General features: G+C 46.7%; 14 protein-coding genes and 2 tRNA genes. 13 read left to right on the plus strand and 3 right to left on the minus strand.

Going from position 1 to position 13186, the window contains the following annotated elements; genetic code table 11:
* Position 1 precedes the first annotated feature (1 nt).
* From BQ5375_RS14395 to hisS, 4 genes are all read left to right on the plus strand, one after another.
* Positions 2-139 carry a CD1871A family CXXC motif-containing protein gene (locus BQ5375_RS14395; RefSeq protein WP_022131753.1) on the plus strand — a complete coding sequence of 46 codons (138 nt, stop codon included), beginning with the start codon at positions 2-4 and terminating at the stop codon, positions 137-139.
* Positions 132-1025, plus strand: a complete 894-nt coding sequence (locus tag BQ5375_RS09200) for a 4Fe-4S binding protein (protein WP_022131754.1) — start codon at positions 132-134, stop codon at positions 1023-1025. The genes BQ5375_RS14395 and BQ5375_RS09200 overlap by 8 nt, the downstream gene beginning before the upstream one ends.
* Before the next feature lie 32 nt (positions 1026-1057).
* On the plus strand, positions 1058-2338 hold the full coding sequence (locus BQ5375_RS09205; protein WP_076917754.1) for a GLUG motif-containing protein: 1281 nt from the start codon (positions 1058-1060) through the stop codon (positions 2336-2338).
* A 119-nt stretch (positions 2339-2457) separates the two neighbouring features.
* Positions 2458-3699: a histidine--tRNA ligase gene (gene hisS, locus BQ5375_RS09210; RefSeq protein WP_022131547.1), complete on the plus strand. Its 1242-nt coding sequence runs from the start codon at positions 2458-2460 to the stop codon at positions 3697-3699.
* A 702-nt stretch (positions 3700-4401) separates the two neighbouring features.
* Here the strand turns inward: hisS and BQ5375_RS09215 are convergent.
* Entirely contained in the window at positions 4402-5037 is a 636-nt protein-coding gene (locus tag BQ5375_RS09215) for an HAD family hydrolase (RefSeq protein ID WP_022132603.1), read from the minus strand.
* Between the two features lie 137 nt (positions 5038-5174).
* Between BQ5375_RS09215 and BQ5375_RS09220 the strand changes: the two genes are divergently transcribed.
* The 3 genes from BQ5375_RS09220 (at position 5175) to BQ5375_RS09230 (ending at position 6760) form a co-directional block, all read left to right on the plus strand.
* Positions 5175-5250 (plus strand) — tRNA-Ala (locus BQ5375_RS09220).
* 8 nt (positions 5251-5258) lie between these two features.
* A tRNA-Val gene (locus tag BQ5375_RS09225) sits at positions 5259-5335 on the plus strand.
* Positions 5336-5398: 63 nt separating this feature from the next.
* Positions 5399-6760, plus strand: a complete 1362-nt coding sequence (locus tag BQ5375_RS09230) for an MATE family efflux transporter (RefSeq protein ID WP_022132604.1) — start codon at positions 5399-5401, stop codon at positions 6758-6760.
* A gap of 20 nt (positions 6761-6780) precedes the next feature.
* On the opposite strand, the gene BQ5375_RS09235 is transcribed toward BQ5375_RS09230, so the two are convergent.
* Both BQ5375_RS09235 and BQ5375_RS09240 read right to left on the minus strand, forming a co-directional pair.
* Positions 6781-7383 (minus strand): hypothetical protein, encoded by a 603-nt coding sequence (locus tag BQ5375_RS09235; protein WP_076917755.1) that lies wholly within the window; start codon positions 7381-7383, stop codon positions 6781-6783.
* Positions 7368-7886, minus strand: a complete 519-nt coding sequence (locus BQ5375_RS09240; RefSeq protein ID WP_022132605.1) for an NAD(P)H-dependent oxidoreductase — start codon at positions 7884-7886, stop codon at positions 7368-7370. The genes BQ5375_RS09235 and BQ5375_RS09240 overlap by 16 nt, the downstream gene beginning before the upstream one ends.
* 200 nt (positions 7887-8086) lie before the next feature.
* Here BQ5375_RS09240 and hprK point away from each other — a divergent pair, with 200 nt between their 5' ends.
* From hprK to whiA, 6 genes are read left to right on the plus strand one after another with little or no spacing between them, the layout of a single operon-like run.
* Complete coding sequence (hprK, locus tag BQ5375_RS09245; protein WP_022132606.1) at positions 8087-9058, plus strand: HPr(Ser) kinase/phosphatase; 972 nt, start codon at positions 8087-8089, stop codon at positions 9056-9058.
* Positions 9059-9106: 48 nt separating this feature from the next.
* A complete protein-coding gene (locus tag BQ5375_RS09250) occupies positions 9107-9829 on the plus strand; it encodes a phosphatase (RefSeq protein ID WP_022132607.1) in 723 nt (240 codons plus the stop codon).
* A 32-nt stretch (positions 9830-9861) separates the two neighbouring features.
* The gene (gene murB, locus BQ5375_RS09255; protein ID WP_022132608.1) at positions 9862-10794 is read left to right on the plus strand and encodes a UDP-N-acetylmuramate dehydrogenase; all 933 of its coding nucleotides are present in this window, start codon (positions 9862-9864) and stop codon (positions 10792-10794) included.
* Between the two features lie 22 nt (positions 10795-10816).
* A complete protein-coding gene (gene rapZ / locus BQ5375_RS09260) occupies positions 10817-11716 on the plus strand; it encodes an RNase adapter RapZ (RefSeq protein ID WP_022132609.1) in 900 nt (299 codons plus the stop codon).
* Positions 11717-11722: 6 nt separating this feature from the next.
* Complete coding sequence (locus BQ5375_RS09265; protein WP_076917756.1) at positions 11723-12196, plus strand: GNAT family N-acetyltransferase; 474 nt, start codon at positions 11723-11725, stop codon at positions 12194-12196.
* 60 nt (positions 12197-12256) lie between these two features.
* Positions 12257-13171, plus strand: coding sequence for a DNA-binding protein WhiA (gene whiA, locus BQ5375_RS09270; RefSeq protein ID WP_022132611.1), 915 nt, complete (start codon positions 12257-12259; stop codon positions 13169-13171).
* The last annotated feature ends 15 nt before the right edge of the window (positions 13172-13186 follow it).

The raw sequence follows: 13186 nt of genomic DNA on the forward strand, positions 1-13186 counted from the left end.
GATGAAGACAAGTAAATTTTCGCTCGTCCTTGTAGCACTGGCTGTTGTGATGATTGCGGTCGGAACCCTGACAGGGGAGGCCCAGCTGGTGCTGTCAAAGGCAATCAATATCTGTATGGAGTGTATCGGAATTGGGTAAGAAACAGAAAAATATCCGCCTCTGGTTTCAGGCAGCATGGTTTGCGGTAACCAACGGATATGCAAAGGGCTTCCTCGAAGGAAAGATCTATAAAGGACAGATAAAATACGTCTGTGTGCCGGGACTCAACTGCTATTCCTGCCCGGGAGCACTGGGTTCCTGCCCGATTGGTTCTTTACAGGCGGTGTTGGACAGCGGGAAATTCCGTGTATCCTGTTATGTGTTTGGATTCCTGATGCTGTTTGGAGCACTATTAGGACGGTTTGTTTGTGGATGGCTCTGTCCGTTTGGATTGGTACAGGATCTTCTGCACAAGATTCCGCTGTTTCGAAAGAAGAAAAATATGCCAGGACATCGCGTCTTAAAGTATCTGCGCTATGTGATTTTGGTGCTGTTTGTGATCCTGCTTCCAATGACGGTAGTGGGTATCACTGGAATGGGCGATCCGTGGTTCTGTAAATATATCTGTCCAAGCGGTACATTGCTTGGTGGGCTTCCACTTCTGGCAAGTAATCCAACGCTCCGTTCTGCAGTGGGATTTTTGTTCAGCTGGAAGATGTTTGTTTTACTGTTGATCCTCTTTGTGTCGATCAAATACTATCGTCCGTTCTGCAAATATGTATGTCCACTGGGAGCAATTTACGGTGTCTTTAATCCAATTGCACTGTACCGCTTTTCGGTGGATGAAGCAAAATGTATCCACTGCGGTAAATGTAAAAGTGTCTGCGGAATGGATATTCCGGTTTGGGAAAAGCCAAACAGCTTTGATTGTATTCGCTGCGGAGACTGCAAGGCAGCCTGCCCGACCGGAGCGATCCAGTCCACTCTCGATCAGCTGCGGGTCAAACCATACGGCGGTATCGAACAGCCAGACATAGAAAAATAATTGTAGAGAATCATCCAAAAGGAGGGGTGTTTATGAAGAAAATACAGACTGTGATTTTACTTTGTTTGCTGCTGGCTTCCCTGTGTGCCTGTGAAAGCCGCCAGCTTAATCAGCAGGACCCGCAGCCGGTGGTTGGCGAATCGGTGGAATCGGTACAGCCGGAAGAAACGGAGGAAACGCAGCCGTCCATTCCGGAAAATGCCCCTGCCTTCTACCAGACGATACAGCGGGTGGATGAACAGCGAGTATTTTCCCTCTCCACCGCGCAGGACCTGCACGACCTGTCGGCATGGATAGCACAGGGAGAGGAAACAGCCGATTGCATCTTTGTGCTGCAAAATGACATCAATCTGGAAAATGAGCCGTTTACCCCCATCGGAACAAGCGATCATCCCTTCCGGGGAACCTTTCTGGGGCAGGGATATACCGTCAGCGGCTTGAATGTTGTTGAGGGACGATATGATGAAGTAGCTGGATTTTTCGGATCAATTCGAGGATATGCCAGACTGTATGATCTCAATGTCACAGGAACGGTCAGCGGATTCAAGAATGTGGGCGGCTTTGTTGGTACGGCAGGCGGTGAAGAAGGTCCGGACGGTGTGACTTATTCGAGCATCGAAAACTGCTCCTTCACTGGTACGGTACATGGCATCACCAGCGATATCGGCGGCTTTGTGGGGAATGCAGGAAATATTTCTATCCTCAACTGTGTAGCGGACGCAGAGGTTTGCGGACAGGAAAATGTCGGTGGCTTTGTCGGATGTTTAGGGATGGATAGCAATATAGAAAATAGCCTTTCTATGGGAACTGTGATTGCAGATTCGAGGGAAAGCCTGCTTGCCCAGACCGATTTCTCAACGCCGGATAATTGGGGAGATCAGTCCGCAGAAGGGGCAATCAATCTGCGCTTTATCGGTGGCTTTGCCGGAATGAATATGGGTACCTTAAGAAACTGCCTGTCGATGGGTGCGGTCAAGACAATGAAGGTTGCCATTACGGTCGGCGGTTTTGTCGGATACGAGTATGGTGAAGACATAGACTGTTATTACTTTATGGACTATAACGCACACTGGAAGGCAGGATATCCGGTAGGGGACAACGCCTCGATGACTGCGCAGGGCCTTTACTACAATGAGGTCAACAAAGAGGAAAACTTCCCCGCATGGGACTTTCAGTCCTACTGGGAGATGGGTGAAACTCACCCTGTCCCACGGAAAAGGCAGCCTATAGGATTGGACTTTTTTACAGGCTCATCGCTTGAGGAGGGAAGGTCATTATCTTCTTCCTCCAATGGGGCGGGATATCAAAGTTGAGTGCCGTTTAAGGGTTGTTAGGAAACAACAGGAGAAAGCATTTAATTTTATCTGGACAAGATGCGGATGATGTAGTATGATAAAGCAATAAGACAAACGGTATCAAGGAGAGATGTTTTATGAAGATGAACCCAGTTAAGGGAACCGCGGACTATCTGCCATCGCAGACACTGCTGCGGGATTATTTGCAGAACAGCATTCTGGAAACTTATCGTGCAGCCGGTTTTGAACGCATTTTGACCCCTGCCATTGAGGATATGGAAAATCTGGAAAAGAGCGAGGGCGGCGACAACTTAAACCTTATGTTCAAGATTTTAAAACGTGGGGACAAGCTGGATGCTGCGCTGGAAAAACAGGATTACAAAAATCTTGCGGATTTAGGGTTGCGCTATGACCTGACCCTGCCGCTGAGCCGTTTTTATGCAGCAAACCGCGCAAAACTGTCTTTGCCATTTAAATGTATCCAGATCGATAAGTCCTACCGCGCAGAGCGTCCACAGAAAGGAAGAATGCGCGAGTTTGTACAGTGTGACATTGATATTCTGGGAAGCGATTCTCCTCTGTGCGAGCTGGAACTGATTCACACCACAGCAGCTGCACTGCTCAAGCTGGACATCGGTTCGTTTACCATTAAGATCAACGACCGCCGCGTACTCAAAGGAGTACTGCACAACATTGGTATTGCAGATGATATGATGGACAGCGTGTGCATCACTCTGGACAAATGGGACAAGATCGGTACCGAAGGTGTGATGAAGGAACTGGGCGAAAAGGAAGTTTCGGCAGAATCTTGCGAAAAGATCGCATCCTTGTTGGAAGGCGGATGCACCATCGATCAGGCAGAACAGCTCTGCGGAGAACCAACCTATATCGAACAGCTGAAAAAAATCATTGCAGATGCAAATGAACTGGCAGCAGGAAGATATGATGTTGTATTTGATATGCTGCTTATCCGCGGACAGGGCTACTATACCGGCACCGTATTCGAAATTCAGAGCAACAAATTCCGCGGTGCAATTGGCGGCGGCGGACGTTATGACGGTCTGGTTGGCAAGTTCACCGGCGAGAATGTTCCGGCAGTTGGTTTCTCAATTGGCTTTGAGCGTATCTTCCAGATTTTGGAGGAACAGGGCTTTACTATTCCGGGACGCCGCAAACGGATTGCAGTTATCTGCAACGAAGATGAAGGTTTGCAGGCAGTACGCATGACCGACAAACTGCGTGAGCAGGGTGTGGAAGCAAGCGCTTATATCAAGCCAAAGAAATTGGGTAAATTCTTAAACCGTCTGGAAGAACAGGGCTTTGATGGTTTCCTGGTGCTGGGCGAAAGCGAAGAGCCAAAATATTTTGAAGCAAAATAAGAGAAATAGAAAAAGGATGCTCTTTTTAAGAGCATCCTTTTTTTCGGGTTTCCGCCAGATTTGCTTCGAAGGCAAATCAGAGTTTTTGTCCACCTTTTTCAAAAGGTCGCGGGGGTACGGGGGTGAAACCCCTGTGACACCTCACAATGAATATAAAAAACGATAGGGGCAGAAAATATTTCTGAGGCTGCCGCACGACAGTGCACCGGTGTAAACCGGAACAAGTTTTTCCGTCAAAAATCATCCACTGGATCATTTTTGAGGTCGACCACTACTAGCAATCGGTTCTTGAAAACTTTTTCACTTGCAAAAAGTTTTCAAGAGCTAACGTTTAGAATAGACTCTCCCCGAAAAGTTCCCAGTGGGAAGTTTTCGGTAGTAGAAATCTGCATTTGCTCAATGATATTTTGTTCTAATCGACCTTTAGTAAAAAACGGTTCATCTATAACTGGTAGATATAGTATAGACAGTAGAAAAACCTCCCACTGGGAGGTTTTTCTGAAAAGTGCGTGTCGTTTGTTTCTTAAGGGGGCTTTTCTCTTACAAAAGCCCCCTCATTTTCAATCCAAACTTTGGATTGAAAAATTCACCCGCAAAGGCGCTTTCACGGATAAAGTATTCCGCCTTCTGCGGAAGGCGGCCAAAGGCGTTGCCTCTGGACACCACCACCTTTTGAAAAAGGTGGACGAAAACTTTTGTTTTTTACTTCAAAATCTCAGTAACAGCGTCTGGAAGTTCTGCAAAACAGCTGATAGAAGGAACCTCGGCGTCAACACTTCCCATGCCGTATGCTGCATGGATGAATGGAACCTGTGCTTTCTGGCAGGCGTTATAGTCCCCCTGTGTATCTCCAAGGTATACCGCACAATCAAGATGATGTTTTTGCACGATCAGTCGGATGTTGTCACCCTTTCCTAAACCGGTCATACCAGAGCAGGTAAAATCCTCAAAAAGATTTCCCAAGCCTGTTACCTCCAGAAAGGTCTGGATATAACCGTCCTGACAGTTGCTGACAATGTAAAGTGGGTATTCTTTGGAGAGCAAATGAAGAATTTCCGGCACCTTTGGATAGATGCTGCCCGGATGTTCCCGCAGCCATGGAAGTTCCTCAATGCTGCATCGGTTAAAAACTTCTACTCTTTCTTCCTCAGGAAAGTTTGGAAGAGCCGCCGCAGCAATTTCGGCTACGGTTTTCCCCATAAAGCTGCGCACCTCTTCGAGCGTCATTGGCTCACGGTCGGGAGCGTAGCGAAGAAGAACCTTGTTCCAGGCAGGAAGCATCTGTTCGGTTGCATCCCATAAAGTGCCGTCAAGGTCGAAAATAATCCCTTTTTTCATAATTATCCATCCTTTTGTTTGGAATCTGTTTCATGAATAAGGATAGCACAGAATGTGGGAGAAATCCATTTCCCATTTTTTCAAAAACACTTGACTTTTTGTGTGAAATCCTGTATAATATCTCACGTTAACTATACGGGGGCGTAGCGCAGCTGGGAGCGCGTACGGTTCGCATCCGTAAGGTCGGGAGTTCGATCCTCCTCGTCTCCACCACGAAATAAGAGGGCATAGCTCAGTTGGTTAGAGTACTTGCTTGACATGCAAGGGGTCGGTGGTTCAAGTCCACTTGTCCTCACCATAGGAGAAGGTTCAGCAAACATGGCGTTTGTTGAACCTTTTTTAGCATACAGGGGTGAGTTTGATGCAGCACGATTTGACAAAAGGACCGATCACTAGGACGATGCTCAGCTTTGCGGCGCCGATGATTGCGGGAAATCTTTTGCAGCAGTTTTACAATATTGCGGATACATTGATTGTCGGAAAGTTTTTGGGGGCGCAGGCACTGGCGGCGGTAGGAAGCGCATTTTCACTGATGACCTTCCTGACCTCAATTCTGTTGGGTTTATGTATGGGAAGCTCCGCGGTGTTTTCTATCCGCTACGGGCAGAGAAATGAAGAAAAGCTAAAGTCCAGCATCTTTGTTTCATTTGTGATGATTGCGTTAGTTACGGTCGTGATCAATCTTCTGGTTTTTGTCCTGATTGAACCGATCATTCGCTTTATGAATGTTCCATCGGACGTGTATCAGATGATGTACGATTATTTGTGGGTCATCTTTGTCGGCATCAGTTTTGTATTCCTTTATAACTTTTTTGCTGCACTGCTGCGTGCAGTGGGAAACTCACTGGCACCGCTTTTGTTTTTGGCGTTTTCTGCCATCACCAACATTGTGTTGGATCTGGTCTTTGTGTTGGTTTTCAAAATGGGGGTAGCGGGTGCTGCCTGGGCAACCGTAATTGCCCAGATTTTGTCCGCAGTGGGAATCACCATCTACACGCTGGTTAAATTCCCGCAGTTTTTCCCGGAGCGGAAATACCGTAAGATGAACCTTGTCGTCTTAAAGGAGATTTTCCAGTATGCCTTCTTGACCTGCATCCAGCAATCGGTGATGAATTTTGGTATCCTGATGGTACAAGGACTGGTCAACAGCTTTGGTACTGCGGTCATGGCAGCCTTTGCAGCGGCAGTCAAGATCGACTCCTTTGCCTATATGCCGGTGCAGGATTTTGGAAACGCATTTTCCACCTTTGCGGCGCAGAACTTTGGAGCACAGAAGGAGGAAAGAATTCGCAAGGGAATTCGCAGCGCAATTTCGGTAACGGTAGTATTCTGTCTTGTGATTTCTGTACTGGTATTTGGTTTTGCCCGCCAGCTGATGCTGATTTTTGTGCAGCCGCAGGAAACAGAAATTCTGTCCATCGGGGTGGAGTATCTGCGGGTGGAAGGAACCTTTTATTGTGGAATTGGCTGCCTGTTTTTGCTGTATGGTTTTTATCGTGCGGTTCGACGTCCGGGCATTTCGGTGGTGCTCACCGTTATCTCGTTGGGTACCCGTGTAGCACTTGCTTATCTGCTTTCTGCTATTCCGGCAATCGGTGTGGTTGGTATTTGGTGGTCTATTCCAATCGGATGGTTCTTGGCAGATCTGGCAGGACTGCTTTATTACCGCAAACATAAAAAGGAATTGTTGTTTCAAGATACAGAAAAGGGACTCCAGGCATAAGCACTGGAATCCCTTTTTTGTTATTCGATATTTGGTGACTGCATCTGTTCTTTGGTAAGACCGTTTTTTTCACCGGCACGAAGCCAGAATTTTTCAGATTCAGCAACAAAGCGTTCTTTCGAGATCGGAAGAGCAATCGAAAGTGTAAGCGGAGCAGAATTTTTGATTGATTTTGCAAGCTTTTTAAGATTTAGTTTAAACAGCATATCAAATGGAGGGGTGAGAATGGCTTCTCCGCTTCCGATTGAAAGGCATGATCCAAACGGGAATCCATACTTTTTGCAGAAAAACTGGAGAGTTTTGATGGCAATACTGTTTTGTTCCGTTTCCAGGAATCCACAGTTGATCATCAGGTGGACTGTGGGACGGGAATCGGGAAGATTCTGACACAGGCAGTCTAAAAATTCCAGAACACAGCAGGGGAGGGAATCGACATAAAGTGGAAAGACAAACAGAACATCGGAATATTCTTTTACTTTATCGCAGATCTCCCGGTGATTTTGGGTAAACAAAAAACATTCTTCCCATTCACAGCCAAGATGCGGTGTCATCATTTCGATAAATTTTTGAGAATTGGAACGGAGTGCGCGGGGGCTTCCGTTTAAGATTAAGAGTTTGTCCATCTGGATACCTCACTTTCGATACTATGTTCCAGTTCTTCTTTGGAAGGGAACAAAACCTTGCATTCGGTAAAAAGCATATTCAAGGCATTACGCTCTGTCAGTTTGCAGAATAATTCCTGTTCCTCCACGTCATCACAGCCATAGGCGATGATGACAGCTTTTTTAGGTACAACATTGCGGGGAACATGATGAACTTCGCCGCGGTAAAGGTGTAAGAATGCCTGCTGAATCGGGATGGCACGTTCCAGCATCCGTTTCATGATAGGACTGTAACTGCCATGGAAAAGACGTGTAACGTAAATCACATTTTCACTTTTGGCAATCAAAGGATAAACCTTGTGCGCATCATCAGGAATTACACATTTTCCCGGTGTCTTGACCCAGCATCCAAAACATCCCAGACAGGGAGAAATATTCAGGGCTGAAAGATCAATAACAGTGTTTTGATCGGAAGAAAAAGAAGGGGAAAAGGAAAGCGGACAATCGCTCATGATAAGATTCATTATATTTTCTCCTTAATAAACATGACTTTTTAATTTTATTATATCAGACCATCGTCAAAAAAGAAATTGCTTTTGGAGAGTTTTCTTGCTGAAAAAAACGTGGTATAATAAAAGAAAATTGTATTCTTTTTATGAGAAACATAATATTCAAGAAATCAGAAAGATTTCATGATATAGGATTTTTGAGGAGGAATTTGTTTATGGCAAAACTGTATTCCGTTGCACTTTCCAAGCTGATCGAGGATTTGAAGCTGGAAACGGTCTATATGCCCCGCGATCCACAGGAAATCATGATCAAAACCGTAGATATCAACCGTCCGGGTCTTCAGCTGTGCGGTTTTTATGATTACTTTGACAGCAACCGAATCCAGATGTTTGGACTGGGTGAATTTGCCTATATGGAAAAATATACCCCACAGGAACGTCAGGAATTCTTAGATAAATTTTTCTCCCAGAATATTCCGGCTGTTATCATTACTCGAAATCTGGAAATTCCGGAAGAGATGGTAACTGCTGCCAATACATACGAGGTTCCGCTGCTGCGTACCGCTCAGCACACCTGCGACTTTATGTCCACAATGATTGCAACATTGAAGGTTGACCTTGCACCAAGAATTACCCGCCATGGCGTTTTGGTTGAGGTTTATGGCGAAGGTATCCTGCTTCTGGGTGAAAGCGGCGTCGGTAAGAGCGAGACTGCAATTGAGCTGATCAAACGCGGACACCGTCTGATTGCAGACGATGCAGTTGAAATCCGCCGCGTTTCGGATAAGACTCTGGTCGGTTCTTCTCCGGCAAACATCCGTCATTTTATGGAACTGCGCGGAGTCGGCATCATCAATGCCCGCCGTATCTTTGGTATGGGCTCGGTTAAGATGACCGAAAAAGTAGATATGGTTATTTCTCTGGAACAGTGGGACAAAACAAAGGTCTATGACCGTATGGGTATGAACGATGAGTATACCGAGATTCTGGGAATCAAGGTTCCATCGCTGACCATTCCGGTTAAGACCGGTCGAAACCTTGCTATTATCATCGAGGTTGCGGCTATGAACAACCGTCAGAAAAAGATGGGTTACAATGCTGCACAGGAACTGCTCAAACAGCTTGGTATGGTGGAGGATATTCCGGCAGATGCGCTCAATAACGCACCGGACTACAACGCTTATTAAGGGAAAAAGAAGCACAGTCAGGGAAAAAGGAAAGGATGGAGACGGAAGATGAAGTTTATTGCAGATACTCACATTCACAGCATTGCAAGCAATCATGCTTACAGTACCATCATGGAAAATATCGAAGCAGCAAGACAAAAAGGTCTTGTTTATATGGCAATGACCGAGCATGGACCAAAGATGCCGGATGCTCCACATATCTGGCACTGTGTCAATCAGTGGGAAGTTCCATCGGTATATAACGGGGTCAACATCCTGCACGGTGCGGAAGTAGACATTATGGATGAAGAGGGCACTTTGGATATTGACGATCATATCCTTGCCGGATTGGAATGGGTTATTGCTTCGATGCATACACCATGTATTAAGCCAAGCACAAAAGAGAACCATACAAAAGCATGGCTGAATATCGCAAAGAATCCTCATGTAGATGTTATCGGACACTGTGGAGACGGAAGATATGATTTTGACCACGAAACGGTCATCAAAGCGTTCAAGGAATACGGCAAAATCGTAGAAATCGACAATGGTTCGTTTGGTTCCCGCCCACATACCGAGTCCAACTGCGCCGAAATTGCGCGCTGGTGCAAACGTCTGGAAGTGCCGATCGTTGTAGACAGCGACGCGCACTTTGCCGCAAATATCGGCGTTTTTGATAAAGCAATCAAGATCCTGACCGAGATTGATTTCCCAGAAAGACTCATCATCAATACGGATGTAGAGCGCTTTGAGCAGATTGTTGCTCAGAAGCGTGCGGGATTAAACCGGTAATCAGGACTGCCCAATAAGAAAGGAGCTGTTCCATGACCTGTCTGGACAACGCAACAAAAGAACAACTTGCATCGCTGTGCAAAGAAAAGGAAATCCCTGTTTTGTGGGAAGAACCAATGAAGCATTATACCAGCTTTCAGATTGGCGGTCCTGCATCGGCAGTATGTATTCCCAAAAATCGGGAACAGCTGTCCTGTTTGCTCTCGTTTTTGAGAAAAATGCAGATAAACCATTGGTTTGTTGGAAATGGTTCCAATCTGCTGATCTCGGATGAAGGATTAAAAGGTGTTGTGATTCTGCTGGATTCTGATTTTGACGAGGAAATTTTGATCAGCAACACGATTCTGGAAGCTCCGGCAGGGAAAAAGCTGTCCTCTGTGTGTGCTGCAGCGTGTCGGGCAGAGCTTACCGGACTGGAGTTTGCCTGGGGAATCCCAGGAAGCGTGGGCGGAGCTGTCTATATGAATGCTGGAGCCTACGGCGGAGAAATGAAGGATCGGCTTATCTGGGTGGAATATCTTGACCTGGATGGAAACATCCAGCGTGTGCCGGCAGAAAAGCTCAATCTTTCCTATCGCCACAGCTGTTTTATGGAGCAGGAATATCAGGGTGTCTGCATTATCAGGGCAGCATTTTCTTTGGAAAAAGGAGAACAGGCGGCCATTCAGGCAGAAATGGACCGAATCATCGGTCAGAGAAAGGAAAAACAGCCTCTTGATCTGCCAAGTGCAGGAAGTACCTTTAAACGCCCGCAGGGAGCTTATGCAGCTCAGCTGATCGACCAGTGTGGCCTTCGCGGTTTTACCGTAGGAGGAGCACAGGTAAGCACAAAGCATACCGGTTTTGTGGTCAATATCGGGGGAGCAACCTGTCAGGATGTACTGGAGCTTGCGCGTCAGGTAAAGGAATGTGTAAAAGAAAAGACGGGCTTTGAGCTGGAGATGGAAGTAAGGCTCCTGCCGTAGCCCGGAAAAGGGGAGAATCTTTATGCGGTTTATTATTGTGACCGGAATGTCCGGTGCGGGAAAATCAGCGGCAGTAGATGCGCTGGAGGATGTCGGTGTATACTGTATGGACAATATTCCGCCGTCCCTGATTCCAAAGATCGCACATCTGGGCGGAATCGGGCCGGAATCATCTTCGATTGACCGCGTGGCGCTGGTCATTGATGCCAGAGGTCTGCGCAGCAGCATCGGGGGAAAGGATGCACTCAAGGAACTGCTGGACGCGCTGGCAGAGCTGGATCGGGAGCATGTCAGCTACCAGATTCTGTTCTTGGATGCAGCGACCGAAGAGCTGATTAACCGCTACAAGATTACCCGTCGTCCACATCCGTTAATGGGAAGAAGTGACTCGCTCAACCGTGCCATCTGTCAGGAGCGGGAGATGCTGCGTCAGGTAAAGGAACGGGCGGATATTGTACTGGACACAACGCTGCTTTCCGCTTCCCAGCTTCGGAGCAACATTCACGAGCTGTTTCGCAGTGATGACCCGGAAAAAGATGATTTTGTGGTAAACTGCATCTCGTTTGGCTTTAAATTTGGGGTTCCGGCAGATGCAGACCTGATGTTTGATGTCAGATGTCTGCCAAACCCGTTTTATGATGTCCAGCTGCGTCCAAAGACTGGTCTTGACCGTGCAGTTCAGGACTACGTGCTGGATTCCCAGAAAACACAGGGCTTTTTGACAAGGCTCTATGACTTTATCGACTATATGATTCCGCTCTACCGTCACGACGAGCAGAAGAGCCAGCTGGTAATTGCCATTGGCTGCACCGGCGGAAAGCACCGCTCAGTAACCATTGCACAGAAACTTTCGGAACATTTAAAAAATCAGGGGCTTCGTGTCATCACAAGCCATCGGGATATCGAGAAAAAGAAGTTGTAAATCAAGATGGAATATCGAAAAATATTGCCTTCTGATGATGAGAAGGTACGGGAATTTGTGTGTTCCCAATGGGGCAGTGAGCAGATGGTGGTGCATGACACCACCTTTTGCCTGTCAAATTTGCCGGGATTTTTGCTGATGGAAAAAGGGAATATCACAGCACTTTTGACCTATTCGGTTACCGGCGATGATTGTGAGATTGTCTCACTGGATTCACTGATTGAGAATCGGGGAGCAGCAAGCTATTTAATTGGAATGCTCGAGCAGGAGCAAAAAGCCCAGCATAGAAAAAGAATTATTGTCAGTACGACAAATGATAATCTGCATGCTTTAGAGTTTTATCAAAAAAGAGGATTTGATATGGTTTGCCTAAGATATGGTGCGGTGGATCGTGCCAGAAAGAAAAAACCGCAAATTCCGCTCAAGGCAGACAACGGAATCCCGATCCGTCATGAAATTGAACTGGAAAAGATGCTGTAACATTGTGCTCTAATACAGCTTTAAGAAAAAATGAAAGCAGGATTTAAGGAGGTCACATGAGTGACATTCGCAACCAAAGTAAAAAGCGAAATCAGCCATAACAAGGGGCTGATCGGACGAAATAAAAAAGCATTCTCCTATGGAATGCTGCTGTGCGGCAAAAGCTTTTCCACAGAAAGCATTGCCATGACAACCGAAAACAAGTATGTCGCAAAGCTGTATGCAAAGCTGATCTTTCAGCAGATTCCAATGCAGACCAGCGTGACGACCAGAGAATATAACGGAAATTTCCAGCAGACCACCTATTCGGTCAGCGTGGATGATGAGGAGGACCGCAAAACGATCCTCCGCTTTTTTGGTCATGATGAAGAACATTTGAAGGATTATAACCGCGATCTGCTGGAGGATATTGAACACCGCCACGCCTTTTTAGCGGGGGCGTTTTTGAGTGCATCCAATATCAGTGACCCACAAAAGGACTATCATCTGGAATTTGTGGTTTCGGACAGCTGCGCTTTGCAGGCACTGATGGAGGTGCTGTACAGTCTGGAACTGAATTTTAAGCACATGGTTCGCCGCGGACAGCAGGTCCTTTACTGCAAGGACAGCAAATCGATCGAGGAGCTGCTCACCATGGTAGGCGCGACCGGCTCGATGATGGATGTTGTCAACGTCAAGATTTATAAGGATATGCGGAACAAGATTAACCGCGTGACCAATTGCGAAACCTCTAATATCGAAAAGACAGTCAGCGCGGCGACGACACAGGCGGCTGATATCCGCTACTTAAAAAAGATGGGCGTGTTCCAGAACCTGGAAGTAGTGCTCAAGGAGACCGGAGAAGCACGTCTGCGCCATCCTGAAATGTCTCTTCGGGAGCTGGGAGAGCTTTTGGGAGTATCCCGTTCGGGAATCAATCATCGTCTGCAAAAAATCAGCCAGATTGCAAAGCAGGTAAGGGAAGAACAGGAATAGAAAGGAGCAGGCAGG

The sequence above is a fragment of the Negativibacillus massiliensis genome (genome assembly GCF_900148495.1).
Classification (GTDB): Bacteria; Bacillota; Clostridia; order Oscillospirales; family Ruminococcaceae; genus Negativibacillus; species Negativibacillus massiliensis.